This is a genomic window from Cupriavidus sp. 05L310 (assembly GCF_056398185.1).
In genome coordinates this window covers 60,654-85,917 of the sequence record NZ_JBFTOX010000030.1, presented here as the reverse complement: position 1 = coordinate 85,917, position 25,264 = coordinate 60,654, and the positions used below count along the sequence as shown (strand labels likewise).

General features: G+C 65.7%; 23 protein-coding genes and 1 pseudogene. 13 read left to right on the top strand and 11 right to left on the bottom strand.

Annotated elements, in window-relative coordinates; all coding sequences use genetic code 11:
* Positions 1-281: 281 nt before the first annotated feature.
* Positions 282-1,190 (bottom strand): LysR family transcriptional regulator, encoded by a 909-nt coding sequence (locus tag AC1DS6_RS22070; protein WP_441628396.1) that lies wholly within the window; start codon positions 1,188-1,190, stop codon positions 282-284.
* A 132-nt stretch (positions 1,191-1,322) separates the two neighbouring features.
* Between AC1DS6_RS22070 and AC1DS6_RS22065 the strand changes: the two genes are divergently transcribed.
* The 5 genes from AC1DS6_RS22065 (at position 1,323) to AC1DS6_RS22045 (ending at position 4,943) form a co-directional block, all read left to right on the top strand.
* Entirely contained in the window at positions 1,323-1,991 is a 669-nt protein-coding gene (locus AC1DS6_RS22065) for an HAD family hydrolase (protein WP_477103084.1), read from the top strand.
* A gap of 12 nt (positions 1,992-2,003) precedes the next feature.
* Positions 2,004-2,996, top strand: coding sequence for a tripartite tricarboxylate transporter substrate-binding protein (locus AC1DS6_RS22060; protein WP_477103083.1), 993 nt, complete (start codon positions 2,004-2,006; stop codon positions 2,994-2,996).
* Positions 2,997-3,021: 25 nt separating this feature from the next.
* Positions 3,022-4,167, top strand: a complete 1,146-nt coding sequence (locus tag AC1DS6_RS22055; RefSeq protein ID WP_441628391.1) for a DSD1 family PLP-dependent enzyme — start codon at positions 3,022-3,024, stop codon at positions 4,165-4,167.
* A complete protein-coding gene (locus tag AC1DS6_RS22050) occupies positions 4,157-4,594 on the top strand; it encodes a RidA family protein (protein ID WP_477103082.1) in 438 nt (145 codons plus the stop codon). The genes AC1DS6_RS22055 and AC1DS6_RS22050 overlap by 11 nt, the downstream gene beginning before the upstream one ends.
* Before the next feature lie 148 nt (positions 4,595-4,742).
* Positions 4,743-4,943, top strand: coding sequence for a DUF3606 domain-containing protein (locus AC1DS6_RS22045; RefSeq protein WP_441628387.1), 201 nt, complete (start codon positions 4,743-4,745; stop codon positions 4,941-4,943).
* A gap of 28 nt (positions 4,944-4,971) precedes the next feature.
* On the opposite strand, the gene AC1DS6_RS22040 is transcribed toward AC1DS6_RS22045, so the two are convergent.
* Positions 4,972-6,054, bottom strand: a complete 1,083-nt coding sequence (locus AC1DS6_RS22040; protein ID WP_477103081.1) for an SRPBCC domain-containing protein — start codon at positions 6,052-6,054, stop codon at positions 4,972-4,974.
* Positions 6,051-6,434, bottom strand: a complete 384-nt coding sequence (locus AC1DS6_RS22035; RefSeq protein ID WP_441628428.1) for an ArsR/SmtB family transcription factor — start codon at positions 6,432-6,434, stop codon at positions 6,051-6,053. The genes AC1DS6_RS22040 and AC1DS6_RS22035 overlap by 4 nt, the downstream gene beginning before the upstream one ends.
* Before the next feature lie 222 nt (positions 6,435-6,656).
* Here AC1DS6_RS22035 and AC1DS6_RS22030 point away from each other — a divergent pair, with 222 nt between their 5' ends.
* Positions 6,657-7,178 carry a hypothetical protein gene (locus AC1DS6_RS22030; RefSeq protein WP_441628385.1) on the top strand — a complete coding sequence of 174 codons (522 nt, stop codon included), beginning with the start codon at positions 6,657-6,659 and terminating at the stop codon, positions 7,176-7,178.
* A 39-nt stretch (positions 7,179-7,217) separates the two neighbouring features.
* On the opposite strand, the gene AC1DS6_RS22025 is transcribed toward AC1DS6_RS22030, so the two are convergent.
* Complete coding sequence (locus tag AC1DS6_RS22025) at positions 7,218-7,598, bottom strand: RidA family protein (protein ID WP_441628384.1); 381 nt, start codon at positions 7,596-7,598, stop codon at positions 7,218-7,220.
* A gap of 199 nt (positions 7,599-7,797) precedes the next feature.
* On the opposite strand from AC1DS6_RS22025, the gene AC1DS6_RS22020 reads away from it, so the two are divergent.
* Positions 7,798-9,030 carry a glycosyltransferase gene (locus AC1DS6_RS22020; RefSeq protein ID WP_477103080.1) on the top strand — a complete coding sequence of 411 codons (1,233 nt, stop codon included), beginning with the start codon at positions 7,798-7,800 and terminating at the stop codon, positions 9,028-9,030.
* 477 nt (positions 9,031-9,507) lie between these two features.
* Here AC1DS6_RS22020 and AC1DS6_RS22015 read toward each other — a convergent pair whose 3' ends face one another.
* From AC1DS6_RS22015 to AC1DS6_RS22000, 4 genes are all read right to left on the bottom strand, one after another.
* On the bottom strand, positions 9,508-11,115 hold the full coding sequence (locus AC1DS6_RS22015; protein WP_477103079.1) for an EAL domain-containing protein: 1,608 nt from the start codon (positions 11,113-11,115) through the stop codon (positions 9,508-9,510).
* Positions 11,116-11,312: 197 nt separating this feature from the next.
* Entirely contained in the window at positions 11,313-11,705 is a 393-nt protein-coding gene (locus tag AC1DS6_RS22010; RefSeq protein ID WP_441628378.1) for an RT0821/Lpp0805 family surface protein, read from the bottom strand.
* Between the two features lie 697 nt (positions 11,706-12,402).
* Positions 12,403-12,852: a DUF6402 family protein gene (locus tag AC1DS6_RS22005; RefSeq protein WP_441628376.1), complete on the bottom strand. Its 450-nt coding sequence runs from the start codon at positions 12,850-12,852 to the stop codon at positions 12,403-12,405.
* A gap of 144 nt (positions 12,853-12,996) precedes the next feature.
* On the bottom strand, positions 12,997-13,236 hold the full coding sequence (locus tag AC1DS6_RS22000) for a hypothetical protein (RefSeq protein WP_441628430.1): 240 nt from the start codon (positions 13,234-13,236) through the stop codon (positions 12,997-12,999).
* Between AC1DS6_RS22000 and AC1DS6_RS21995 the strand changes: the two are divergent.
* A pseudogene (locus AC1DS6_RS21995) lies at positions 13,193-13,348 on the top strand (IS5/IS1182 family transposase); the annotation flags it as partial. The gene AC1DS6_RS22000 and the pseudogene AC1DS6_RS21995 overlap by 44 nt on opposite strands.
* Positions 13,349-13,799: 451 nt before the next feature.
* Here the strand turns inward: AC1DS6_RS21995 and AC1DS6_RS21990 are convergent.
* The 3 genes from AC1DS6_RS21990 to hppD all read right to left on the bottom strand — a co-directional run bounded on the left by AC1DS6_RS21990 (position 13,800) and on the right by hppD (position 17,683).
* Entirely contained in the window at positions 13,800-15,002 is a 1,203-nt protein-coding gene (locus tag AC1DS6_RS21990; protein ID WP_441628374.1) for an amino acid aminotransferase, read from the bottom strand.
* Between the two features lie 58 nt (positions 15,003-15,060).
* Positions 15,061-16,449 carry an amino acid permease gene (locus tag AC1DS6_RS21985; RefSeq protein WP_477103078.1) on the bottom strand — a complete coding sequence of 463 codons (1,389 nt, stop codon included), beginning with the start codon at positions 16,447-16,449 and terminating at the stop codon, positions 15,061-15,063.
* 160 nt (positions 16,450-16,609) lie between these two features.
* A complete protein-coding gene (gene hppD / locus AC1DS6_RS21980; protein WP_441628370.1) occupies positions 16,610-17,683 on the bottom strand; it encodes a 4-hydroxyphenylpyruvate dioxygenase in 1,074 nt (357 codons plus the stop codon).
* A 236-nt stretch (positions 17,684-17,919) separates the two neighbouring features.
* Between hppD and AC1DS6_RS21975 the strand changes: the two genes are divergently transcribed.
* The 5 genes from AC1DS6_RS21975 (at position 17,920) to AC1DS6_RS21955 (ending at position 25,144) form a co-directional block, all read left to right on the top strand.
* On the top strand, positions 17,920-18,393 hold the full coding sequence (locus AC1DS6_RS21975; protein ID WP_045240890.1) for an Lrp/AsnC family transcriptional regulator: 474 nt from the start codon (positions 17,920-17,922) through the stop codon (positions 18,391-18,393).
* Positions 18,394-18,499: 106 nt separating this feature from the next.
* Positions 18,500-19,702, top strand: coding sequence for a polysaccharide pyruvyl transferase family protein (locus AC1DS6_RS21970; protein ID WP_441628368.1), 1,203 nt, complete (start codon positions 18,500-18,502; stop codon positions 19,700-19,702).
* Between the two features lie 239 nt (positions 19,703-19,941).
* A complete protein-coding gene (locus AC1DS6_RS21965) occupies positions 19,942-20,514 on the top strand; it encodes a DUF2760 domain-containing protein (protein WP_477103077.1) in 573 nt (190 codons plus the stop codon).
* Complete coding sequence (locus AC1DS6_RS21960) at positions 20,511-22,358, top strand: Hsp70 family protein (protein ID WP_276288285.1); 1,848 nt, start codon at positions 20,511-20,513, stop codon at positions 22,356-22,358. Before AC1DS6_RS21965 ends, AC1DS6_RS21960 begins: the two co-directional genes overlap by 4 nt.
* A gap of 5 nt (positions 22,359-22,363) precedes the next feature.
* Positions 22,364-25,144: an Hsp70 family protein gene (locus AC1DS6_RS21955; protein ID WP_441628364.1), complete on the top strand. Its 2,781-nt coding sequence runs from the start codon at positions 22,364-22,366 to the stop codon at positions 25,142-25,144.
* The last annotated feature ends 120 nt before the right edge of the window (positions 25,145-25,264 follow it).

The window sequence follows — 25,264 nt, the reverse complement described above, 5'->3', positions numbered from 1 at the left end:
GCGCAACGCAAGCGCCGGTGGCGCCGGCCAAGCCGGAAACGCCGGCTCCCGCGGCGAATATGCCTGGCTCCGACCGGGATGCGAATGGCTGCATCCCCTCGGCCGGATACGCCTGGTGCACGCGCACCAGGCAATGTGTGCGTCCGGGCGAGCTGGCCCAGAAACAGGGCTTTAAGCTCACCCTGGAATCATTCGACGGCTACTGCGCCAACCCGGAGCAATAGAAGTCTGCCTGCGCGCCGGCGAAAGCTCGCCTCGGCAAACCCGTAATTTCCGGATCGCTATTTCCCCAATCCCTCCTCGAAGAATTGCAGCAGCGCCTGCACCCGTGCCGTACGCCCACGCCGCGTCGGCACCAGCAAAGTCACCGGGGCGCTGTCGAACTCCCAGTCGGCAAGCACGCGGACCAGCGAGCCGCGCGCCACCGCCTCCGCCGTATCCCATTCCGAGCGCAGCACCAGGCCCAGCCCTTGTTCCGCCCACTGGCGGGCGACGCTGCCATCGTTGGTGGTAAAGGCCGGCACGACCCGCAGCGTCTCGCGTGCCGGGGGCCGGCGCGCGGCGCCCGGACCCGGCCGGCGAAAGCGCCACAGCGTCACGTCCTCGTCGTTCTCGCGAATGCAGATGCAGGCGTGTTCCAGCAAGTCGCGCGGCTCGGCGGGCGTACCATGCGCGCGCAGGTAAGCCGGGCTTGCGCACAGCCAGCGCGCATTCGGCGCCAGCGTGCGGGCGATCCAGGATGAGTCCCGTACCGCGCCGATATGGATCACCGCGTCAGAGTCATGGCGGTCGGGCCAGGGCGTTTCCCGAAGGTCCAATTGCAGGCGCAAGCCGGGATGGCGCTGCGCGAAACGCGCTAGCAGCGGGGCCACGTGGTGCCGCCCGTAGCCAAAGGGGGCGGCGATGCGCAGCGTACCGGTCAGGCGGCTGTCCTCCCGGCGAAAAGACTCTGGCAACGCCTCGAGCTGCGCCAGCAGCGCCGCGCCCTCCTGGGCAAACCGCTCCCCTTCCGGCGTGAGGCTCAGGCGCCTTGCGGTCCGCGTGGCGAGCGCCAGGCCCAGGGTAGCTTCGAGCTTGCGCAGGCGCATCGACAGCGCCGGTGGTGTCACGTTGAGCGCGCGCGCGGCGGCGCTCAGGGACGGCGCTTGCGCCAGCGCTTCGACCAGCCGCAGGTCCTCGATCTGGATCATTCACTTCAGATTAACGATTGATGTTCCGGTATTTAACCACGAGCCGCATACTCCTTCCTACACTGAGGGCCTGTCACGACTGCCGATTGCCGATTGCCGCTGACAACCACCCCACTCACGTAAAAGGCCCCCATGGATACCCCGGACCGTTCTCCCTCCCCTGCCTGGCCCCGCGCCGTCCTGTTCGACCTGCTCACTGCCTTGCTGGATTCCTGGACTATCTGGAACGCCGCCGCCGGATCGGAGGCGCAAGGCAGGGCGTGGCGGGCGGAGTACCTGAAGCGGACCTATGGTTGCGGCGCCTACGTCAGCTATGAGCAACTGGTGCGGGAGGCAGCCCGGCATGTCGGCCTGCCCGCCAGCGCGCCGGATGCGCTCGAGGCCGGCTGGGATGCGCTCCCGGCATGGGATGGCGCGCGCGAACTGCTGCGGGCGCTGCGGCCGCATTGCCGCCTGGCGGTGGTGACCAACTGCTCCGAACGCCTGGGACGCCGTGCCGCTGCCCTGCTGGATATCGACTGGGATGTGGTCGTCACCTCCGAGGAAGCCGGCTTCTACAAGCCGGATCCGCGCCCGTATCAACTGGCGCTGAAGCAGCTCGGCGTGCCGGCCGCGGATGCCGCCTTCATCGCGGGCTCGGGCTATGACATGTTCGGGACCTCGGCCGTGGGCTTGCGCACCTACTGGCATAACCGGGTGGGCCTGGCCCTGCCCGCGGGCGCGCCGGCGCCCGACGCCGAGTTCGCGACGCTGGAGCCGGCGCTGCCATGGCTGCGGTCCTTTCACGCTGCAACTTGCTAGGGAGCGCCCGCCATGCCCGGCATTTCAACTCCTCTTGGCCGCCGCCTGCTGGCGGCAGCCACCCTGGCCCTGGCCGCGCAGGCCATGGCACAAAGTCCGGCGTTTCCCGCGCGGCCCATCACGCTGGTGGTGCCGTTCCCGGCCGGGGGACCCAGTGACGCGCTCGCGCGGGGCTTTGCCAGGCAAATGGGCGATCAGCTCGGCCAGCCCATGGTCATCGAGAATCTCGCCGGCGCGGGCGGCACCATTGGCCTTGCCAGGCTGGCGAAGGCCGCGCCCGACGGCTACACGCTGGGCTTCGGCACGATCGGCACCCATGTCGCCAATGTGGCCTTGTACAAGAAGCTGCCCTACGACCCGGTCGCGGACTTCAAGCCCATCGGGCTCGCCGGATCGGCGCCGATGCTGCTGGTCGCGCGGGCGGACCTGCCAGCCGGCAACCTGCGGGAGTTCGACGCATGGCTGCAAACCCATGCGGCCACGGCATCGTACGGCAGCGCCGGCCTGGGCTCGGTCTCGCACTATGGCTGCGTGCTGCTGCTCGCGGCACTGAAGAAGAATGCCACCCATGTTCCCTATAAGGGCGTGGCGCCGGCCGTCAGCGACCTGATGGGCGGCCAGACCGACTTCATGTGCGACCAGACGACCACCGCGCTGCCGCAACTTGCCGGCGGCAAGATCAAGGTGCTGGCGGTGCTGTCCGGCGAGCGCCTGAAACAATTGCCCGGCACGGGTACGGCCAGGGAGGCTGGCTATCCTCTCGACGTGCGCTCCTGGAACGCCATCTTTGCGCCCAAGGGCACGCCCGACAGCGTTGTCACCCGGCTCACCGCGGCCATGGCCGGTGCCGCGGCCGATCCGCAGTTGCGCCGCCAGATGCAGGCGGTGGGCGTCGACGTCCCGGCCCAGGGCGGCACAGCGCCTGCCGTGGTGTCGAACCTGATTTCGCGCGGCCTGCGCGACGATGTGCCGGCGCTCAAGGCCAGAGGCCAGCTCCTGGACTAACCACCTCTAAAGACCCCAAGACGATATGCCTATTTCCTCCGACACGCTCGCGAGCCTGGAAACGCCGGCAGCGGTGATCGACCTCGCCCGCATGCAGCACAATATCCAGCGCATGCAGGCACGCATGAATGCGCTTGGCGTGCGCTTCCGCCCGCACGCCAAAACCAGCAAATGCTCGCCCGTGGTGCAGGCGCAAATCGCGGCCGGCGCGCGCGGTATTACCGTTTCCACCCTCAAGGAAGCCGCGCATTTCTTTGCCGATGGCGTCACCGACATCCTCTACGGTGTCGGCATGGTGCCGGGCAAGCTGCCCCAGGCCCTGGCCCTGCGCCGCCAGGGCTGCGACCTGAAGATCGTCACCGATAGCGTGGCGTCCGCCGAGGCCATCGTCGCATTCGGCGCCGAACACAAGGAAACGTTCGAGGTCTGGATCGAGATCGACACCGATGGCCACCGCTCCGGCATCCGCCCCGGCGAAGCGGCGCTGCTCGCGGTCGGCCGCGTGCTGCACGAAGGCGGCGCCCGCCTGGGCGGCGTGATGACGCACGCCGGCTCCAGCTACGACCTGGACACGCCCGAAGCCCTGGCCGCGATGGCGGAACAAGAGCGGGCCGGCTGCGTCAGCGCGGCCAGCCGGCTGCGCGAAGCCGGCCTGCCTTGCCCGGTTGTCAGCGTGGGCTCGACCCCCACCGCGCTTTCCGCAACCGGCCTGGCAGGCGTCACCGAGGTGCGCGCGGGCGTCTATGTGTTCTTCGACCTGGTCATGCGCAATGTCGGCGTGTGTACGACGGAAGACGTGGCGCTGAGCGTGCTGACCACCGTGATCGGGCACCAGGCGGACAAGGGCTGGGCCATCGTGGACGCGGGATGGATGGCCATGAGCCGCGACCGCGGCACCCAGAAGCAGAAGTGCGATTTCGGCTACGGCCAGGTCTGCGGCATCGACGGCGCCGTGCTGCCGGGGTACGTGCTCAGCGGCGCCAACCAGGAACATGGCATTCTCTCGCGGGAAGGCTCTCCGGAGCCCGACATCGCAACGCGCTTCCCCATCGGCACGCTGCTGCGCATCCTGCCCAATCATGCCTGCGCGACAGGGGCGCAATTTCCTGAATATCACGCGCTCGCGCAAGACGGCGAGCTCGCCACCTGGAGCCGGTTTCATGGATGGTAATCAGAATCACGCAGTCCAGACCGCACCGACTGCACCGACTGTGCAGACGGTCTCGCCCGCCGGACTCTCCGCGCCGGGCGGACACTACAGCCACGCAACGGTCGCCAATGGCTTTGTCTTCGTGTCCGGCCAGCTTCCGGTCACGCCTGACGGGCAAAAGCTCTCCGCCGCCCCCTTCGACGTGCAGGCGCGGCAGGTGCTGGCAAATGTGGAGGCGGCGCTGGTCGCCGCCGGGAGCGGCATCGCCGGACTGGTCCAGGTCCGCGTCTATGTGGACAGCATCGAGAACTGGCCGGCCTTCAACGCCATCTACGCGGCATGGGCGGGCAACGCGCGCCCGGCGCGGGCGATCGTGCCGACCGGTCCGCTGCATTTCGGGCTGAAGGTCGAAGTGGAGGCCACGGCGGTTGTCCTTCCGGCCGCATGACACCGCTGCGCTGAACCAAGCGGCCGCAAGCGCTAACACGCTGCCATGCGCGGCCGATCAATGACTACAATGCAAGGCAGCCATTCGACAGCAACACGCTCCGCTCACGACCCCATGTGACGCGGCCGGCAAAGGCTGGGAGAGCCGCATGAGCAACGATCCGAAGCACTTCAGGCCTCTGGACCCGGGAAGGGTCAACATGATGGATGCGCTTGAAGTGCAGTACTGGTGCACGGAGCTTAACTGTACGCAGTCCGAACTCCGGGAGGCCGTGGCAAACACAGGCGATCACATTTCCGCTGTCCGGGCCCGCCTGGAGGCGTTGTACCCGGACAAGCGGCACGGATAGCGCATCCGCCTCCATACAGGTCCCGCCGTCAGCCAAGCTGCGGCTGCGTGGCGGCAAAGCTGGGCCGCTCGCGCATGACCGCCTGTGCGCGCCGCACGTTGGGGCACTTCTCCAGCAGCTCGGCCCCTTCAGGGAACATGCCGACATAGGTCAGGATCGGCGCGAGGAACAGGTCCGCCATCGACAGCGCCGTGCCAGCCAGGTAGTCGTGATCGCCGTATGCGTCCTCCAGCGCCTGGAGTTGCGCGGCGATCTCCGGCAGCGCCGCATCGATCATCGCGCGATCGGGCTGGCCGTTCTCTCCCTTTGGAAAGAGGTACTGCAGGACGTAGCGGCGGACCATCGTGTCGTAGGCATGGCAGTTGATCAGGCTGATCCACTGCTCGCAGCGCGCACGGGAGACGGGGCCGGATTTTTCACGCAGGCTCGGTCCGTCAAAGGCTTCCTCGATATAGCCCAGGATCGCGCGCGTTTCGTAGAACGCGATCGGTCCGTCGGTCAGCACCGGAATGCGCCCGAACGGATTGTGCGCGAGCACCTCCGGCGAATGCGGCGGCACCGGCTTCAGCGTGTAAGCCACGCCTTTTTCCTCAAGCGCCATGCGCACCGTGCGGCAGTAGCTGCTGCGCGGATCGCCGATCACGGTCACGGTGCCGGCGCTGCCCGCCGGATCGAGGTAGTCGCTGAGGCGATTGAACACCGATTGCCATCCCCCCATATGCGAGTCGCGCTCGCGCGCTTCCGGGAAGCCGCTGTGGCGCATGTGCAGACGGGTGCCGCCCTCCTTCTCCGTCAGCGTGACTTCGATCAGCGTCTTGATCTCCCGCGGAATTTCGCCGGATTCCCAAGTCCAGGTATAGGCGAGGAAGTCAGCGCGGTCGATCGCCTGGTACTCGCCGCCCACGATGTGCTTCGCGCCATCGCGCCCGCCCATCACGATGCGGTACTTGCCGCCGACGCGTGCGTCGGCGCTGGCTTCCAGCACGCTCATGCCGCGCGGGCAATGCCACGCGGCCAGCGCGGCCTGGCTGGTAAATGCATCGAAGACCTTCTCGCGCGGGGCGCGGATGAAGCGTTCCATTTCCAGGTGGAAGGTAGCGGCTTGGGTCATGATTTTTTCCCTCGGGATTTGCTTTCGCTGCGGGCGCCTTCGGTGACGCCCGCCGCATGGGTGCGTTCGACGAACTCAACGAGGCGATCCAGGTTGCCTTCCCAATGGCGCCGGTAAGTACCCAGCCAGTCATGCGCGTCGCGCAACGCATCGGCCCGCAGGTGGCAGATGCGCCAGCGCGCGTTGACTTCGCGTTCGATCAGTCCGGCTTCCGCAAGCACGCGCAGGTGCTTCGAAATCGCCGGAGCGGACATCTCGAACGGACGCGCCAGCTCGCTTACCGGCGCCTCCCCTTCGGCCAGGCGCGCCAGGATCGCACGGCGGGTCGGGTCAGCCAGGGCGGCAAAGATGGGGGTGAGCGGGTCGATGGAGGATGGCATGGGCTCATTTAACCAACAGGTTAAATGAAAGTCAAGGCGGAAAATCACGGACGCCGCGCGATTTGGGCTGATGGAATAAATCCCCCGCCCGGTGCGTTTACCGTGAGGGCAAGGGAGGCGCGACAGATGCGACAGATGCGACATGTGCATTTGCGTGCGCATGCGCTATGCTGCACGGATGTCCCCGATAAACACGACCCGCGCAGACGCTGGAGAATGGTCATGCAATATCGCTTAGTCAGATGGATGGCCGCCGCCGCCGCCGCGTTCGCGCTGTGTGCCTGCGCGACCCTGAATCCCGTGCAGACCGCGCAAAATATGATCGGCAGTCCGCAAAGTACCGTGCGCGACACGTTCGGCGCACCCACCGAGACCTATCAGCTCGCCGGGGGCACCAGCCGTTGGATCTACTCCAAGCAGCCGCTCGGATTCGAGGTCTACGCCGCGGATTTCGACGCAAGCGGAAACCTTTCCAACTTCCGCCAGATGCTGACCGAGAAGGAGATCTACGAGGCACGGCCCGGTGTCTGGACCAAGCGCGACGTGGCCGAGCGCTTTGGCATGCCGCGCGAGCCGGTCCAGTATTACCCCCTCATGAAGCGCGAGGCATGGTCGTACCGGCTCTATACAAACGGCTACATGCCGGCCCACTTCAGCGCCTATTTTGACGACCGCGGTGTACTGGACCGCACCATGATCATCCTCGACATGATCGGCGGCGACAGCCGTGACGCCAGCAAGTAAGGCCATTGGCATCCGGCGCGACGGCGCCGGAATCGCCGTTCAGCCGCCAAACACGGCAATACACTCCACCTCCACCCTCGCGCCGAGCGCCAGTCCGTTGGCGCCGAGCGCGCTGCGCGCCGGATACGGTTCCTCGAAAAACTCCTTGTAGACCTCGTTGAACACCTGCCACTCGCCGATATCGGCCAGCATGATGGTGCATTTGGCCACATGCTTTAGCGACAGGCCGTGCGCTTCGAGCGTGATGCGGATATTCATCAGCGCCCGCCTGGCTTCTTCGCGGATGCCGCCCGGCACAAGGCGGGTGGTGCCGGGCACGATGCCCATCTGCCCGGAGAGGTACAACAGCTCGCCAACCCGCACGCACTCGGAGAAAGGCAGCCCTGCGGGCAGAATCTTGCCGGAGTTCAGGAATTCCATATTGCGCCCCGCATCAGTAAGATCTTCGAACGCCACATCCCGGATCGCCCGGTGGCGGCCTCGCGGTTTTCAAGTCTAGGAGAACGGATCCGGGATCGTGCTTATTTGCAGGGTTTGCCTGATAGTTGGTGCCGCAGCCGGCCCTCGCCCCCGGCTTGAGCCGGCCAGCCGTACCGAGCACCAGGAGCCGCAGGAAAACATGAAATTCGTCGTTGCAACCTATGGAACGGAAGGCGATACCCGCCCGCTGGCGGCACTGTGCCGCGCCCTGATGGACGCCGGCCACGAAACCCGGCTGCTCGCCGATGAAGCCACCCTGGGCACCGCCCGGTCCCTTGGCGTCCCGACAACCGCGCTGGCGGGAGACATCAAGGGAACCCTGCAGCCCGAGAACGCGATCGCCAGCGTCGTTGCCGGGAACAGCGGGCTCACCAGCACCGCGAGCGCGCTGGCGGGCATTGCCAATGCCAACGCCGAGGCCTGGCTGCGGGCGATCGTGGCGGCGGGCGAGGGCTGCGATGCCATCATCGTCTCGGCGCTGGCCGCCTTTGTCGGCTTGTCGGCGGCAGAACATCTCGGCGTAAAGGCCATCGGCACCGGGCTCATCCCGATCACGCCTACGGCGGCATTCGCTTCGCCCTTCCTGCCGCCGAACCGGGTGCCGGGCCTGCTCAACCGCGCGAGCCATCACTTCGTCAACGGGCTGCTGTGGCGCGCGTTCCGCAAGCAGACCAACGCGGCGCGCGCGGCCGTATGCGGGCTGCCGCCACGGCGGGAACTCTGGACCCGGCACCCGATGCTGTACGGGATATCGCCCAGCCTGCTGCCCCGCCCCGGCGACTGGCCCGGCAACACGCATGTCTGCGGGCAATGGATCCCGCCGTCGCCGGACTGGTCCGCGCCGCAGTCGTTACGCGACTACCTCGCGGCCGGGGAGGCACCGATCTACATCGGCTTTGGCAGCATGGCGGGTTTTGACCGGCAGAAAACGCTGGAAGCGATGATCGCCGCCGCTGCGGGCCGCCGCGCGTTGTTCTATCCGGGCTGGAGTGGTGCGGACGCCACCGTGCTGCCGGCGAATTTTCATGTCGTGGGCGACACACCCCATGACTGGCTGTTTCCCAGGACCTCGCTGGTCATCCATCATGGCGGCTCCGGCACAACCCATTCCGCGGCGCGGGCCGGCGTGCCATCGGTGGTGGTGCCGTTCGCGGGCGACCAGTTCTTCTGGGCCGACCGGCTCAGGCGCGCAGGCATTGCCGCCGGCGCCGTGAACGGAAAGCACCTGCAAGCCGCTGCGCTGGCGCGTGGCATCGCGTTTGCCGAGAGCACCGAAGCGCGTTCCCGTGCCCAGGCACTAGGTGCCAGCATGCGGGAGGAAAACGGCGTGGCCGGTGCGGTTTCCGCTATTGAGCACATCATGTCCCATTGAGCCGCGACCGCAGAATCAGAGCCCTCGGAAGCCCCAACATTCGATCTTCGAGGACCGCGAATAACAGCTGCCGCCCGAATGAGCTTCGGTGTAGCCGTGTGGAGCGCCCCCAAGGGCGGGCCACACCCCAGCGCGATGCGAAGCGAGCCGTACCCCGGTGTACATTTTTTGCCTACTTTTTTGGCAAGACAAAAAAGCAGGTCGCCGCCCCGCAGGGGTGGTGAAACCGCCTTTGACTTTAAGCCTTTGAAGTTGACCTTGAAGTCAAACATCTCAGCATGCCGGCAGGCGCCGCGGATGTGAGCGTGCTCTCCATCAACTACAACCACGCGTGGTAGTGAGCCGACACCCTTTCTGTGAACACCAATAAGTTCATGGGCGAACTAGCAGGCATGCTCGACACATTCAGGCCTGAATTCAATATCGTGACGCCGTAATCCGCGCTGAATGACCAGGCCATGGCCAGGGCCCGGTCAGTTAGCCGGGCATGGCCTGCTCTTCCAGGGTGGCCGAAGTGGCACCGGGACGGTGGTGGCGCCACGCCGCCAGCTCGCCCGCCCCCAGCGGCGCGGCGAACAGATAGCCTTGCGCCCAATGCACGCCGTGCTGTCGCAGGTAGGCGGCCTGCTCCTCGTTCTCGATCCCCTCGGCGGTCAGGTCCAGATGCAGCCGCTGGCCCAGGCTGATGATGGTGTCGAGCACCACGGCATTGACGGAGTCCATCCCAATGCCCATGACGAACGAGCGATCGATCTTGAGGAAATCGGCGTGGAGCTGTTCAAGGTAGGACAGCGAACTCTGTCCCGTGCCGAAATCATCGAGCGCCCAGAGCACGCCCTGCGAACGCAGCCGCTCGATGTTGCGTTGCACCTGCTCGTCGTTCGGCAGCGCTTCGCGTTCGGTGACTTCCAGGACCAGCAGTGGGCCGCCGGGGCCGAACTTGCCCAGAAGTCGCTGCACATCATCGACGAATCCGGGGGTCGCCAGGTGGGAAGCGCTGACGTTGACGCCGATGTGGTCGCGCGGTCCCAGTCCCAGGCGCGGCAAGTCGGCGGCCACCAGGTCGAAGATATGCCGCGTCAGGTCGCCGATGAGGCCATTGTCTTCCGCCAGCGGGATAAAGATGTCCGGCCGGATATGGCCCTGGCCCGGCCGGTGCCAGCGCACGAGGGCCTCGAGCCCGCTGCACTCTCCCGTGGCCAGCCGGATGACCGGCTGGTAGACCATGTGAAATTCGCGCTGTCGCATGCCGCGGTAGATCTCGTTGACCAGGGACAGCCGGCGCCGGCAGAACAGATGCGCCAGGTATCCCGAAAGCAGCGCCGCCAGTACCAGGAACGGTGCGTAGTGACGCCACAGCTCATGGCGGTAAGCGGTGATGAGCGCCGGGGCGACCGCGACGCGCACCTCGATGGGAAAGACGGCGGACCTGGCCAGTTTCATGCTGTTCCGGTAGCGCGGGCCGGTCGGCGTCGTCAACGGCGCGCCGGTCGGCAACTGGCGTAGCGAGTCGCTGAGCAGGATCTGGACCTGGAACTGGCCGCGGTACGAGGCGGCCGCCTGGATGTCCAGCAGGTACTGCCCGTCAATGACAGCCAGCACGCCCGAACCGTCGCCAATACCGTGCGAGACGATAACCGCGGGCCGGTCCGGGACCATGGAGGTGCCAGCGCTCGGGGTGATCCGCTGCCCTGGCGGCAAGCTGGTCATCGCGTCGAATGCCAGGGCGAGGGGGATGTCGTTGAGTTTGCCCAGGACCGGAGAGCAGTAGAGTTTCTCTTGATGGACCAGGATGAGCGAGCGGAAATACGGACTCAGGGTGCTCGTCCGCGTGAGTTCGCCGATCACCTCCTGGCATGGCTTGCCGAGCAGCGCCATGGATTTGTCGACATTGGCGGTGACCACCCTGAGGATGTTGTCCATCTGCTTCTGGATCGCCACCGCCGTGACCAACGCTTCGCCGTCGGCGCGTTGCCTTCCCTGCAAGAACACCAGCGGCACCATGACGAGCGCGGGAATCAGCATGGCTGCCAGCACGATTGCCAGGTGCCAGTATTGCTCACGCCGAGGCTTGATGATCTGCACGTCCGAGGCTCCTGCGCGTGACGTGCATCCGGGAGGCCAATTCCAGGGACCCCATGCCCGGTGACGTGTTCGCGCTACGGTGTTATTGATGTGTACTCGTCCAGGGCGGTTTCCTGATGTTTTTGCGCTTGCCGCGCGCGCTTTGCCCTTGCGGATTAGCGCAAAAGGAAGAAAGCCGAGTCATGTACTGCAGGCGTTCAACCCTCGCTGACCTTGCGCGAGCGCCAGTGCCCGTCGCTCTGCTTGCAGAACCAGCCGGTCCAGTTGTCTTCATGGTCGGCGCGTTTCAGCTGAACCCTCAACTGGCGGCAGGACTGGCCTTTGTCGGTCTTGGCGTTCATCGGAGTCAGATTACCCTCGATCGGCTTGCGCTTTCCCGACGCCGGGTAGGTCCATGGCACCGCCGCTCCGTCGGTGCCGTCGTTCAGCGTATTGCCAACAGCCTTGGATAGCGCGGCCGATTCCTTTTGGTTCATGCTCCCGATCACGGTGCCATTGATGAACGTGTCGAAATATGCAAGAGCCGGCGCGGCCGGAACAAGCGTGACCGCGCAGAGCAGCGTGCTTCGAAGAAAAAGACGGGGTGACATGAAAGCAATCCTTATGTGGGACGGTGGAAGAGCGGGGAGCATTGCGCTGCAAACGTCTGTCGACTGGAGCAAATCCCGCAACTGGCTATTTGCAGAACATGGAGAACGTTTCCATAGTAACGTAATAGCCACACATAATCGAGTGCACATCCCGGACGCTGATCTGCATCCCGGCACAATCAGTGCGAGCGCAAATAGCCGGTCTGGTACCGGGCATCGGGCATCGGGCTCCCACGTGGTGCAACAATCATCAAGCGACGGACCGTAGCCATCGCTCTATCACCCCATCAGGGAGCGCCACGTCCTCGGACTCCTCATCGCCCTTACGGGAGTCTAGCCCGTAGCCAGTCCCATCGGGTCGGCGGCAATGCTATGTGGCCCGAGCCATCGCTAGCGCCAACGTCATAGACCACATCATCTTTTGACCGGAATACCCGCCGTGCTTCGGGGCTAAGGTATGTGCACTCCGCCAGCAATTCGCCGGTACGTGCATCATAGAGACGGAATAACGTTCCATAATCGCCCGTTAGAAGGCAGGTTTCACCAATATAGCCCCCTACGGAGTCACGCTCGCATTCGTGCGCTGCCGATCTGTTGATTGCATCGCAACTATACGGCACTGCAAATATCGCAACCAAAAAAATTAAAAATATTTTAATGAAAATTTTGACCCTTTTTATTATCGCTCCATGTAATATCATAAATCAAACTCCACAAAAATAGGCTTGACAAGCCTAACCTCGATTCTATCGGAATATAGAATCAAGTCACCGCCCTGCTTGTGGTTGATCTGCCAAGTGCGATAGTCAACGTTTCGCACCGGATAGTAAACATCATGCTCTGAAATCATTCCTCGCCGCGCAACCGGTCCCAGATGCCGACTACCGGTCGATACCTCTCCAATTGCCGTGGCACTTGGAACAATGATAAAACCATATTTATTCCAATGACCAAGATACTGAAAGCCGCGCCCTACCCCGAGACGCACCGGCGACTGGTCTCGCAGAGGCGGCGCCGGGCGCTCGGTAGAAATGTGGAACTCTTCTATATCCTCAACGGTGCAACCTTGCTGCTCACGCCTTAACGCCCACAACGGCTTGATAAATCTCGGTTCAAAAAACGGTATCCGCGTATCCAAATTTTCCACAAAATCTCTCCACCCATCAAAATATCGTTTTTAACAAATATACGGTGGCAGTGATATCGGACAAATCCGAATACGGGGCGGAGGCGGAAAATTCTTTAGCGAGATAGTCAGGGAAGCGCCACGTTCCCGTCCAGGATCGACGCCCTATCCACGGGCTGCAGCTCCCGTGGGAAGTACGCTCAAATAGCCTCTAACGATAGCGCCGTCCTGCGCCGCGATCCGGACTGCAGCCAACTTAAGCGGTATCGCATTCATAAGCGGCACTGGAATGCTCTGCTGCGGGTGCAACTCGCACAGGAGGCCGTCGAGATCAAGGCTGTATTGCACATGGCACACCAAGGCCAAGCTGAACAGCGCGCCCACCTCGACGAAGAACAGCAGCATTGGGCACGATCCCGAGATGCATTCAACGCGAAAGGGCAAGCAGTATGACTTCGGCATGAAGGCACGTGCTGGCATGGATGCGGATTCGGGGCAGGTGCGTACAGGGATCGGCGCAACCAAAGTGCGCTACCTAGGTGCGCTACCGAGCGGCGAGCGAGGAATCGGCGCTACTGAACACACCGGTTGCACTGAGCCATCTCTGGCTGGCTCGCAGAGCGCTGTTTGGGTACGGCGCGTGACGCCGGTTGAGGGGCGAATGGCCCCTCAACCGGCTAGAGAACGGGATTACTCAGCTGAGGTCCAAACCGTGCCAGCGGCGATGGTATTCCTGGGTCGCGAAACGGATTTTTCAGGCAAGACTCAAACATGGCCCCCTCTTTTCCGCTCTTTTCCCAGATCACGAAGCGCCCCATACGGCCTGGAACACCTTCACGGCTCGCTGCGCATGGCGGGGTGGTGTGGCCCGCCGAGGGCCACACACAAGAATCAACGGATTCAGCAGCCGTCATTGCAGGCGGCATTGGCCCACCGGCGGGCTCCGGCTGACGCCGGACAAACAACCCTTACGCAGCCGGTGCCAGCACGCTGGCAATAGCCCCCGCCACCTGCTTCACGTTGCCCTCGTTCAGGCCAGCCACGCACATCCGCCCCGAGCGCAGCAGGTACACGCCGTGCTCCGCGCGCAGGCGGTCCACCTGGTCGGCCGTCAGGCCGGTATAGGTGAACATGCCGCGCTGGGTCAGGTAGCGCGACAGCGCCTCGCCGCTGACATGGTCGCGCAGGCTGTCGTGGATCGCCGCGCGCATCCTGGCGATGCGATCGCACTTCTGCGCCAGCTCGCGCTCCCAGGTCACGCGCAGGGCCGGCGTGGTCAGTACCTTAGCCACCACCCGTGCGCCGTGGGTCGGCGGGTTGCTGTAGTTGGCGCGTACCGCGCCCGTCAGCTGGCCCAGGACCCGGCCGGTTTCTTCCGCGCTGTCGCAGACCACGCTCAGCCCGCCGCAGCGTTCGCCGTACAGCGAAAAATTCTTCGAGAACGAATTCGCCACCAGGCACGGCACGCCTTGCGCCACCAGCTCGCGCACCGCGAACGCATCGTCGTCCAGGCCGGCGCCGAAGCCCTGGTAGGCCATGTCGACGAAGGGCAGCAACTCGTTCGCCTTCAGCAGGGCAATGAGCTTGCGCCACTGGTCCTGGTTCAGGTCCACGCCGGTGGGGTTGTGGCAGCAGGCGTGCAGCAGCACGATGCTGCGCTTCGGGATCAGCCGCAGCGCGTCCATCATCGCATCGAACCTGAGGCCGCCGGTGGCGTCGTCGTAGTACGGATACGTGTTGACGGTGAAGCCGGTGCGCTCGAAGATCACGCGATGGTTTTCCCAGCTCGGGTCGCTGATCCAGACTTGCGCCTCCGGGAAATATCGCTTCAGGAAATCGGCGCCTACCCGCAGCGCGCCCGAACCGCCCAGGGTCTGCACGGTGGCGATGCGGCCTTCCGCGCGCGCCTTGCATTGCGCGCCGAAAACCAGCGCCTGCACGGCGTCACGGTAGGCCGCGAAGCCGGCCATGGGCAGGTAGGGACGCGGGCCCATGTCGGCCATCAGCGCGCCTTCGGCTTCCGCCACCGCCTGCATCACGGGCAGCTTGCCATCGCCGTCGAAGTAGATGCCGATGCTCAGGTTGACCTTGTCGGTCCTCGGATCTAGTTGAAAGCTTTCGTTGAGCGAAAGGATCGGGTCGCCGGGATAGGCATCGATATGTTCGAACATTGGATACTCTGGCTGGAATGGGTTGTGGCCGGCGGCCGGAGGGCCGCCAGGGTCATCATTATGCCGATACGCTCTGCTGCAGGGCCGGCGCCGCGTTCTTTTGCCGCAATCGGTAGCTCACGCCCAGCACGGCCATCCATGCCGGAATCAGGTACACCGAAATGCGCAGCCCCGGCGTGAGGTACATCACGTACAGGATACCCGCCAGGAAGACCAGGCACAGGTAGTTCGTGAACGGATAGCCCAGGCTCTTGAAGCGCGTCTCCTGCCCGGCGATGCGCTTGTCGCGGCGGAACTTGAGGTGAATGATGCTGATCATCGCCCAGTTGATGATGAGCGCCGAGACCACCAGGCCCATCAGCAGTTCGAAGGCTTCGCCCGGCATGAAGTAGTTGATCACAACGCAGGCGGCCGTGGCCAGTGCCGAAACTCCCAGCGCGGCCAGCGGAATCCCGCGCTTGTTGACCTTCAGCAGCGCTTGCGGCGCATTGCCCTGCTTGGCCAGGCCGTACAGCATGCGGCTGTTGCAGTACACGCCGCTGTTGTAGACGGACAGCGCGGCGGTCAGCACCACGGCATTCAGCACCGTGGCCACGATGTCACTGTTCATCGCATGGAAGATCAGCACGAACGGGCTGCCGCCGGTCACGACCTTTTCCCACGGGTAGAGCGAGAGCAGTACGCCCAGCGCGCCAACGTAGAAGATCAGGATGCGGTAGATCACCTGGTTGGTGGCCTTGGGGATGGTCTTTTCCGGCGCATCCGCCTCTGCCGCGGTAATGCCCACCAGTTCCAGGCCGCCGAACGAGAACATGATCACCGCCATGGCCATGACCAGGCCGCTGATGCCGTTCGGGAAGAAGCCGCCGTGCTGCCACAGGTTGGCCACGCTCGCTTGCGGGCCGGCCGTGCCGGACGCCAGCAGATAGCCGCCGAACACGATCATGCCGACGATGGCCAGGACCTTGACGATGGAGAACCAGAACTCCATCTCGCCGAAGGACTTGACGCTCGACAGGTTGATGGCGTTGATCAGCAGGAAGAACGCCAGCGCGGATACCCAGGTGGGAATGTGCGGCCACCAGTACTGGACATAGATGCCCACCGCCGACAGTTCCGCCATGCTGACCAGGATATAGAGCACCCAGTAGTTCCAGCCTGACATGAAGCCGGCAAAGCTGCCGCAATACTTGTTGGCGAAGTGGCTGAAGGAGCCGGCGACGGGTTCGTCGACCACCATTTCGCCGAGCTGGCGCATGATGAAGAAGGCGATGATCCCGGCCACCGCGTAGCCGAGCAGGACCGAAGGGCCTGCCATCTTGATGGTCTGGGCAATGCCCAGGAACAGCCCGGTGCCGATGGCACCGCCCAGCGCGATCAGCTGGATATGCCGGTTTTTCAAGCCGCGCTGGAGTGTCTCTTCCGTGTTCTTGGAATTGGGAACCATATTGTGTCTCTACCCACTCTTTTGGAATGTGGGCCTGCGCCTCTCGCGTGTTGCGGGCGCTTTGGCCAGGCACCGCCGGCGCGCAGTCTTGCTGCGGGCGCCGGGCGGTGTTGTTGCAGTCCGCGGCTCGGTGCCCCGGTGTCTAGCTGCCTTGTGGGCTTCAGACCTTGAGCGTGCCGCGTTCGATCTGGTCGCGCTCCAGCGATTCGAAGAGCGCCTTGAAGTTGCCTTCGCCGAAGCCTTCGTCGCCCTTGCGCTGGATGAACTCGAAGAACACCGGGCCGAGCGCGGTCTTGGAGAAGATCTGCAGCAGCAGGCGCGGCTTGCCGCCTTCGGTCGTGCCGTCCACCAGGATGCCGCGCGCCTTCAGCTGGTCCACCGGCAGGCCGTGGCCCGGCAGGCGCTTTTCCAGGCCTTCGTAGTAGTAATCGTTGGGCGCGGTCATCAGGGGCACGCCGGCCATCTGCAGGCTGTCGATGACTTCGATCAGGTTGTCCGTCAGGAAGGCGATGTGCTGGATGCCCTCGCCGTTGAAGGCCATCAGGAATTCCTCGATCTGGCCGGCACCCTTGGACGATTCCTCGTTCAGCGGGATGCGGATCTTGCCGTCGGGGGCGGTCATGGCCTTCGAGGTCAGGCCGGTGTATTCGCCCTGGATGTCGAAGTAGCGGATTTCACGGAAATTGAACAGCTTTTCATAGAAATTAGCCCAGTAAGCCATGCGGCCACGGTAGACGTTGTGCGTCAGGTGGTCGATCAGGCGCAGGCCATGGCCCACCGGGTGGCGGTCCACGCCTTCGATGAATTCGAAGTCGATGTCATAGATGGACTTGCCTTCCTCGAAGCGATCGATCAGGTACAGCGGCGCGCCGCCGATGCCCTTGATCGCCGGCAGGCGCAGTTCCATCGGGCCGGTGGCGATTTCCACCGGCTGGGCGCCGAGTTCCAGGGCGCGCGCATAAGCCTTGTGCGAGTCCTTCACGCGGAATGCCATGCCGCAGGCGCTCGGGCCGTGCTCGGCCGCGAAGTACGCCGCCGGGCTGTTCGGCTCGCGGTTGACGATGAAGTTGACATCGCCCTGGCGGTACAGCACCACGTCCTTGGAGCGGTGGCGCGCGACCAGGCTGAAGCCCATCTGTTCGAACAGCGGCTCCAGGAGGTTGGGAGTGGGCGAGGCGAATTCCACGAATTCGAAGCCCATCAACTGCATCGGGTTTTCAAACAGATCGGCCATGGTGTGCTCAACAGGAAGTTGGGGGGACGAGAGAAATATTATTGCGGCAGCTGTGCGCCAACGCGTTGGTGCGCAGCGCCAGACACGTACGGCGTGGGCTCTCAACTCCCTGTCCGTACCGTCAATCTGGCAATGAGTTTATATTCCGCTCCGGTAAATAGGATTTCGTTATCCACGCAGGCAAACCCTAGATCATGAGATAAAATTTCATCATTGCAGGAACAAGGGAAACAAAAGTGCACAATCCTGAGCTTGATCGCATAGACCGCCGCTTGCTGGCGGCGCTGCAGGAAAATGGACGCGCCTCCAACCTCGAACTGGCCGAGGCTATCCGCCTGTCGCCGGCGCAGACACTGCGCCGGCACCGCCGGCTGGAAGAGGCCGGCATCATCAAGCGCTACGAAGCCCGGCTGGACTCCGCCAGCCTGGGCTTTGGCGTCGTCGCCTTTATCCATGTCACGATGGAGCGGGGCCACATCCGGGATCTGTCGAACTTCAAGGGACTTGTCGCCGAGCTGGCGCAGATCCAGGAATGCTTCTCCGTCACGGGGGATATCGACTACGTGCTGAAGGTGGTGGCGCGCGATCTCAAATCGCTTTCCGATTTCCTGCTCGACACGTTGATGCGCATCCCTGGCGTGAGCGGGGTCAAGTCCAGCGTTTGCCTGGATGAGATCAAGTGCACCAGCGCGATGCCGCTCGATGCCTGAACCCGGGCGCCGGATGGCGGCGGCGCGCTCGCTGACACTCACTAATATAGGAGAGACCCGCCACGGGCCGCCTATGCTTGGATGAGATCCCTGGCTCACCCTCCCCGTGCCCCCTGCCCCCGACGCCGGTTGCCCCGTCATCCTGTTTGGTGCCTTCGATCGCCATAACTTCGGCGATCTGCTGTTGCCCCATGTCCTCACCTGCCTGCTGAAAGACCAGCCGCTGCGCTATGCCGGGCTGGCGCGGCGCAACCTGCTGCCGCACGGCGGCCACCGGGTCGATTCCCTGCTGCATCTGGCAGCGCGGCCGGACCTGCAAGCACCCGGCATCATCCACGTGGGTGGCGAGATTCTTTGCTGCGAAGCGTGGGAGGCGGCTGTGATGCTGCAGCCACCGGGCAAGGCAGACGTGCTGATCGCGCGGCTCGACGACCGGCAGCGGGAGCGCCAGGCATGGGCGCGCAGCGTGCTGGGCGTGGAGGACCGGGCGCCTTACGTGCTGCCGCAGGGCCTGTTTCCCCAGGCGCGGGCCGTGATCTACAACGCCGTGGGCGGCGTCGGCCTGGACCAGCGCGACCCTGCCATGCGGGCGGAAGTGCTGGGCAAGCTGAGGGCCGCGGCCCATGTCAGCGTGAGGGATGGCCGGACCAGGCAGATCCTGCGGGCCAACGGCATCGCGGCCAGCCTTGTCCCGGATCCCGCGGTGATGGTCGCGGCGCTGTTCGGCGAGCGCATCCGCCAGCGGGTCCGCCACGGTGAGCCGGCGCGCATGACCGACGCCTTCCCGCAGGGTTATCTTGCCGTGCAGTTCAGCGCGGACTTCGGCGACGACCAAACCCTCGGCGAGATCGCCAGCCAGCTCGACCGCGCCGCGCGGTCAACCGGATACGGCGTGGTGCTGTTCCGCGCCGGTGCCGCGCCCTGGCATGACGACCTGTCCTGCTACCGGCGGCTGGCGCAACGCATGGGCACGCCCGCGCCGGGCATCGTCCGGTCCCTCGATATCTGGGACATCTGCGCCGTGATCGCGCACAGCCGCGGCTTTGCCGGCAGCAGCCTCCACGGCCGCATCGTGGCCATGGCATTTGCCGTGCCGAGCGTGAACATCACACGGCCGGGGCTGGATCCGGGGACCAGCAAACAGGCCGCGTTCGCCGCCACCTGGGCGCCGCCGGAGGCCCCGTGCACTGTGGCGGTGCAAGCGCTTGCCGATGGCATTGGCCAGGCGCAGGCGCTTGAGCGCACACGGCGGGAACAGACGGCGCGCGAGCTGGTTGCGGCATGCCGCCAAGGCTTCGTGGCTGCCTGAAAAGCACAGGCCTGCGCCAACGCCATATGAAACACACCGCGATGCTGTATAACCGGCGGGGCCGGTTCGCAGGCGCAATAGGGCAAAATACGCACCTGAGAGGCCCGGCAGGGCCAAAAAACACAAGACGCTGACGCCCGGCTCGTGCCCAGGTGTCCGGAATCGCATGAGCCTCCGGGGCTTGTCCAGCGTCGCGAGGGGACAGCTCGTCCTTTAACAGAGCACACCAGGAGCATTTAATGACCGACTCGAACCTATCTTTCTTCGGCAGGGTCTCTCTTGCCGTCGGCACCTTCTTCACCATCCTGGGCGACCGCGATTTCGCCGCCGGCGTGCGCCGCCTGCGCAGCGGCGAAGGCGCTGCAGCCGCAGCCCCGGTGCCGCAAGCTGCCGCACCGGGGCCGCGGCCTGCCGCCCCCGCGCTGAAGGAAGCGAGCCCGGCCGCGGCACTCCAGTTGCTGGGACTGCTCCAGCGCGACGCGCGTTTCGTGGACTTTGTCGAGGAAGACATCGCGGCCTATTCCGACACGGAAATCGGTGCCGCCGCCCGCCTCGTGCACGATGGCTGCCGCGCGGTGCTGCGTGAACACTTCACCATCAAGCCGGTGCGCGAGGAAGCCGAGGGCAGCCGCGTGACGCTGGCCGACGGCTTCGACGCCACCGCCGTCCGGCTGACCGGCAACGTGGTAGGCAGCGCGCCGTTCAGCGGCAGCATCAGCCACCGCGGCTGGAAAGTCGCGGAAGTCCGCCTGCCCCGGCTGGCCGAACGCCATGACGCCACCGTGATCGCCCCGGCCGAGGTGGAACTATGAGCGCAGCACGCTATTCCATCGGCATCGACCTGGGCACCACGCATAGCGCCCTCTCCTACGTCGACCTTACCGCCAGCGACGGCGAGAAGACCAGCCAGGGTGTCCTGCCGGTCACGCAACTCACCGCGCCGGGTGCCATCGAAGACCTCGATCTGCTGCCCTCCTTCCTCTACCTGCCGCACCCGAGCGAACTCGCCCCGGGCGACCTGGGCTTGCCGTGGAACGCCACGCGCGACTTCGCGGTCGGCGAACTGGCGCGCACCCGCGGCGCAGCCACGCCGATCCGGCTGGTGTCGAGTGCGAAAAGCTGGCTGTGCCACCCCGGCGTGGATCGCCGGGCGGCGATCCTGCCGAACGACGCGCCGCCTGAAGTGACGCGCGTCTCGCCGCTCGAGACCTCCGTGCGCTATCTCACGCACCTGCGTGAGGCGTGGGATCACGCGCATCCCGAAGCCCCGTTCGGCGAGCAGGAAATCACCGTCACGATTCCCGCCTCGTTCGACCCCGCCGCGCGGGAGCTGACCGCCGAAGCGGCCGAAGCGGCCGGGTATGCACGCATGACCCTGCTGGAAGAGCCCCAGGCCGCGCTCTATAGCTGGATCCAGAAGAGCGACGGCCACTGGCGCAAGCAGGTAAGGGTCGGCGACATCATCCTCGTCGTGGACGTCGGCGGCGGCACCACCGACCTTTCGCTGATCGCCGTGGTCGAGCGCGATGGCAACCTGGAGCTGCACCGCGTTGCCGTGGGCGAGCACATCCTGCTCGGTGGCGACAATATGGATCTCGCGCTGGCCCATGTGGTGGCGCGCAAGCTGGCTGGCCAGGGCACGCAGGCCGATCCGTGGCAACTGCGCGCGCTCACCTATGCCTGCCGCTCGGCCAAGGAAACGCTGCTCACCGATCCGGCCACGGATGCCGTGCCGCTGGTCGTGCCGAGCCGGGGGTCCAAGCTGATCGGCGGCTCGATCCGCACGGAGCTGACCCGCGCCGAGCTCACCCAGACCATCCTGGAAGGCTTCTTCCCGCAAGTGGAGGGCTCGGCCCGCCCGGTAAGCCGGGCGCGCGGCGGGCTCACGCAACTCGGCCTGCCGTATGCGCAGGATGCGGCCATCACGCGGCATCTGGCCGCGTTCCTGGGCCGCCAGGTGGCGGCGCTCGCGGAACTCGAAGGCTTCCAGAGCGCGCAGCCGGAAGGCGCGACGTTCCTGCACCCCACCGCCGTCCTCTTCAATGGCGGCGTGTTCAAGTCGGGCTTGCTGGTGGAGCGCATCCTGCAGACGCTCAATGGCTGGCTTGCGGCGGAAGGCGCGGCGCCTGCGCGCCTGCTGGAAGGCGCCGACCTGGACCTGGCCGTGGCGCGCGGCGCTGCGTATTACGGCTACGTGCGGCGCGGCAAGGGCGTGCGCATCCGTGGCGGCACCGCGCGTGCCTACTATATCGCCGTGGAATCGTCGATGCCCGCCGTGCCTGGCTTCGAGCCGCCCATACAGGCGCTGTGCGTGGCGCCGTTCGGCATGGAAGAAGGGACCGAGGCCGCGTTGCCGCCGCAGGAATTCGGCCTGGTGGTGGGCGAGCCCGTCCACTTCCGCTTCTTCGGCTCGTCGGTGCGCCGCCAGGATCAGGTCGGCACCCTGCTCGACTCCTGGTCGCCCGAGGAACTGCAGGAACTCGATGAAATCCAGGCCACGCTGCCGCCCGAAGGGCGCACGCCCGGCGAAGTGGTCCCGGTGAAACTGCACGCGCGGGTCACCGAGGCCGGGACGCTGGAACTGGAAGCCGTGCCCCGCGGCGCCGGCGAGCGCTGGAAGGTCGAGTTCGACGTGCGCGGCAACCCCAATGCCTGACTGAGATGAAGCCGTACATCGTCGGCATTGACCTTGGCACCAGCAACACGGTCGTCGCCTATGCGGAGGCGGGGTCCGAGCAGATCCGCGTCTTCGATATCGATCAGCTGGTCAGCCTGGGAGAGGTCGCCGCGCGGCCTCTCCTGCCATCCGTGCGCTACCACGCGGCGCCCGGCGAACTCAACGGGGCCGACCTGCAGTTGCCGTGGCAACATGCCGCGAGCGCCGGAGCGCGCCGGACCGTGATCGGCCGCCTCGCGGCTACGCTGGGCGCGCAGGTGCCCGGCAGGCTCGTGGCCAGCGCGAAAAGCTGGCTGTCGCATGCCTCGGTCGACCGGACCGCGCCGATCCTGCCGTGGGGGGCGGACGAAGAGGTCGGCAAGATCTCGCCGGTGGCGGCCAGCGCCAGCTATCTGGCCTACGTGCGCGCGGCATGGAATCACCGTTTCCCGCAGGCTCCGCTCGAAGAACAGGACGTGGTGCTTACCGTGCCCGCCTCCTTCGACGAAGGCGCGCGCGCGCTGACGCTGGAAGCGGCGCGCATGGGCGGGCTGCCCGCCCTGCGCCTGCTCGAAGAGCCGCAGGCTGCGTTCTACGACTGGCTGTTCCATCATCGCCAGACACTGGAAGCGGACCTTGCGCAAACGCGCCTGGTGCTGATCTGCGACGTCGGCGGCGGCACCACCGACCTGACCCTCATCAAGGTGGAGATGCAGGACGGGCAGCCGCAACTGACCCGCATCGGCGTGGGCAATCACCTGATGCTCGGCGGCGACAATATGGACCTCGCCCTGGCGCATCTTGTCGAAGCGCGTCTCGCCACGGCGGAGACACGGCTGTCGGCGGCCAGCCTGTCGCAGCTCGTCGCGCGCTGCCGCGCCGCCAAGGAGCAGCTCCTCGGCGCGCAGCCGCCGGACTCGGTCACGGTGACGCTGCTGGGCGCGGGCTCCCGGCTGATCGGCGCGGCGCGCTCGGTGGAAGTGACGCGGCAGGAAATCCAACAGCTCATCGTCGATGGATTCTTCCCCGCAGTGTCGTCCAGTGAACGGCCCGGCCGCGCACGGGGCGCCATTGTCGAGTTTGGCCTGCCCTATGCGGCCGACCCGGCGGTCACGCGGCACGTTGCGGCCTTCCTGAGCCAGCACGCCGCGCAGTCGCAAACGGCACTGGGCGCGGCGCAGACGCTTGATGGTGCGCTGGCGATGCCCGATACCCTGCTGCTCAACGGCGGGGTGTTCCGCGCCGATGCGCTGGCGGGGCGCGTTGCCGGCACCCTGGGCACCTGGCGCGGTGCGCCCGTGCAGGTACTGCACAACGACAACCCCGACGTAGCCGTTGCCCGTGGCGCGGTAGCGTACGCGCGCGCCCGTACCGGCCAGGCGCCGCGCATCGGCGGGGGATCGCCGCGCAGCTACTTCCTCGTTCTCGACGATGGCGCGCAGGGGCAGCAAGGCATCTGCCTGTTGCCGCGAGGCACGGAAGAAGGCCACGAGATCCATCTGGAGGATCGCGCCTTCGCCCTGCGGCTCGGGCATCCGGTGCGCTTCCACCTGGTTTCCTCCGTCGCCGACACGGCCTATCGGCCGGGCGAGCTGACCGATCTGTCGAAGGGCGACTTCGTTCGCCTGCCGCCGATTGCCACCGTGGTGCAGCCGCGCGGCGCGAGCGGGCCCCGGGAAACGCCGGTGCAGCTCACCACGTCGCTGACCGAGGTCGGCACGCTGGAGGTGCACTGCATCGACATGGCGGATGCCTCGCAGCGATGGCTGCTCGAATTCCAGCTGCGCGCCAACGGCACGGCAGCGCCCACGCCCGCTGAAACGCCGGATATGCCAAACGCAGCCTTGCCGCAAGCGGTCGAAGCCATCGACCGTACCTTCGGCGCGCGCTCGCAAGACGTCGGCCCCAAGGAGGTCAAGCGGATGCGGGCGCAACTGGAACAACTCCTGGGCACGCGCGAGCGCTGGGACAGCGCCCTGCTTCGCGAACTGTTCGGCACGTTCTGGGAGCGCGTGCGGCGGCGGCGGCGCACGGCCGACCATGAACGCCTGTGGCTGAACCTGGCCGGCTACTGCGTGCGGCCGGGGTTCGGCTACCCGCTAGACGACTGGCGCGTCGAACAGCTCTGGTCGCTGTACGAGCAAGGGATCCAGTACGTCAACGAAAGCCAGATCTGGTCGGAGTGGTGGACACTCTGGCGGCGGGCGGCGGGCGGCCTGGACGAGAGCGCGCAACTGCGCTTGCTGGATGACATGGCCTTCTATCTGCAGCCGCCCGGCAGCACGCGATATAAACGGCCTGCCGGCCCCGCGAGGGCCGGCTACGCCGACATGGTGCGCCTTGCCGGGTCCCTTGAGCGCATCCCGGCCGAGCGCAAGATCGAACTCGCCGAATGGCTGCTGGCCCGGCTGCGCAAGCCCTCGGAAAACAGCCAGGGCTGGTGGGCCGTGGGCCGCATCGGGGCACGCCGGCCGTTCTATGGCAGCGCGCACAGCGTCGTGCCAGCCGAGGTCGCCGCGCAATGGCTGGAAGCGATTCTTGCGCTCGACTGGAAGAAGGTCGAGCCGGCCGCGTTCGCCGCCGTCCAGATCGCCCGCATGACGGGCGACCGCTCCAGGGACCTGTCCCCCGAGATCCGCGCGAGCGTGGTCCGGCGGCTGGAAGCCGCCCACGCACCGCAAAGCTGGATCGCCATGGTGCGCGAAACGGTGGAACTCGATGAGGCCGACGAGGGGCGCGTGTTTGGCGAGTCCCTGCCCGCCGGGTTGAAACTGATCGTGGGTTGATCCCCACCGGGAACGCCATGCCAGATCCGGGTGCCGCGTCTTGTCGACCACATCGCCGCCTGCCTGGCGAACGGGGGCGAGGGGCGCGGCGCGTTCCGTACGCGCGCCAGCCTGATATCC

What these genes read in the sequence shown, in the direction of transcription:
- AC1DS6_RS22070 (WP_441628396.1), bottom strand. Translation starts at nt 1,190, where the DNA reads ATGATCCAGATCGAGGACCTGCGGCTGGTCGAAGCGCTGGCGCAAGCG.
- AC1DS6_RS22065 (WP_477103084.1), top strand. Translation starts at nt 1,323, where the DNA reads ATGGATACCCCGGACCGTTCTCCCTCCCCTGCCTGGCCCCGCGCCGTC.
- AC1DS6_RS22060 (WP_477103083.1), top strand. Translation starts at nt 2,004, where the DNA reads ATGCCCGGCATTTCAACTCCTCTTGGCCGCCGCCTGCTGGCGGCAGCC.
- AC1DS6_RS22055 (WP_441628391.1), top strand. Translation starts at nt 3,022, where the DNA reads ATGCCTATTTCCTCCGACACGCTCGCGAGCCTGGAAACGCCGGCAGCG.
- AC1DS6_RS22050 (WP_477103082.1), top strand. Translation starts at nt 4,157, where the DNA reads ATGGATGGTAATCAGAATCACGCAGTCCAGACCGCACCGACTGCACCG.
- AC1DS6_RS22045 (WP_441628387.1), top strand. Translation starts at nt 4,743, where the DNA reads ATGAGCAACGATCCGAAGCACTTCAGGCCTCTGGACCCGGGAAGGGTC.
- AC1DS6_RS22040 (WP_477103081.1), bottom strand. Translation starts at nt 6,054, where the DNA reads ATGACCCAAGCCGCTACCTTCCACCTGGAAATGGAACGCTTCATCCGC.
- AC1DS6_RS22035 (WP_441628428.1), bottom strand. Translation starts at nt 6,434, where the DNA reads ATGCCATCCTCCATCGACCCGCTCACCCCCATCTTTGCCGCCCTGGCT.
- AC1DS6_RS22030 (WP_441628385.1), top strand. Translation starts at nt 6,657, where the DNA reads ATGCAATATCGCTTAGTCAGATGGATGGCCGCCGCCGCCGCCGCGTTC.
- AC1DS6_RS22025 (WP_441628384.1), bottom strand. Translation starts at nt 7,598, where the DNA reads ATGGAATTCCTGAACTCCGGCAAGATTCTGCCCGCAGGGCTGCCTTTC.
- AC1DS6_RS22020 (WP_477103080.1), top strand. Translation starts at nt 7,798, where the DNA reads ATGAAATTCGTCGTTGCAACCTATGGAACGGAAGGCGATACCCGCCCG.
- AC1DS6_RS22010 (WP_441628378.1), bottom strand. Translation starts at nt 11,705, where the DNA reads ATGTCACCCCGTCTTTTTCTTCGAAGCACGCTGCTCTGCGCGGTCACG.
- AC1DS6_RS22000 (WP_441628430.1), bottom strand. Translation starts at nt 13,236, where the DNA reads ATGCTGCTGTTCTTCGTCGAGGTGGGCGCGCTGTTCAGCTTGGCCTTG.
- AC1DS6_RS21990 (WP_441628374.1), bottom strand. Translation starts at nt 15,002, where the DNA reads ATGTTCGAACATATCGATGCCTATCCCGGCGACCCGATCCTTTCGCTC.
- AC1DS6_RS21985 (WP_477103078.1), bottom strand. Translation starts at nt 16,449, where the DNA reads ATGGTTCCCAATTCCAAGAACACGGAAGAGACACTCCAGCGCGGCTTG.
- hppD (WP_441628370.1), bottom strand. Translation starts at nt 17,683, where the DNA reads ATGGCCGATCTGTTTGAAAACCCGATGCAGTTGATGGGCTTCGAATTC.
- AC1DS6_RS21965 (WP_477103077.1), top strand. Translation starts at nt 19,942, where the DNA reads ATGACCGACTCGAACCTATCTTTCTTCGGCAGGGTCTCTCTTGCCGTC.
- AC1DS6_RS21960 (WP_276288285.1), top strand. Translation starts at nt 20,511, where the DNA reads ATGAGCGCAGCACGCTATTCCATCGGCATCGACCTGGGCACCACGCAT.
- AC1DS6_RS21955 (WP_441628364.1), top strand. Translation starts at nt 22,364, where the DNA reads ATGAAGCCGTACATCGTCGGCATTGACCTTGGCACCAGCAACACGGTC.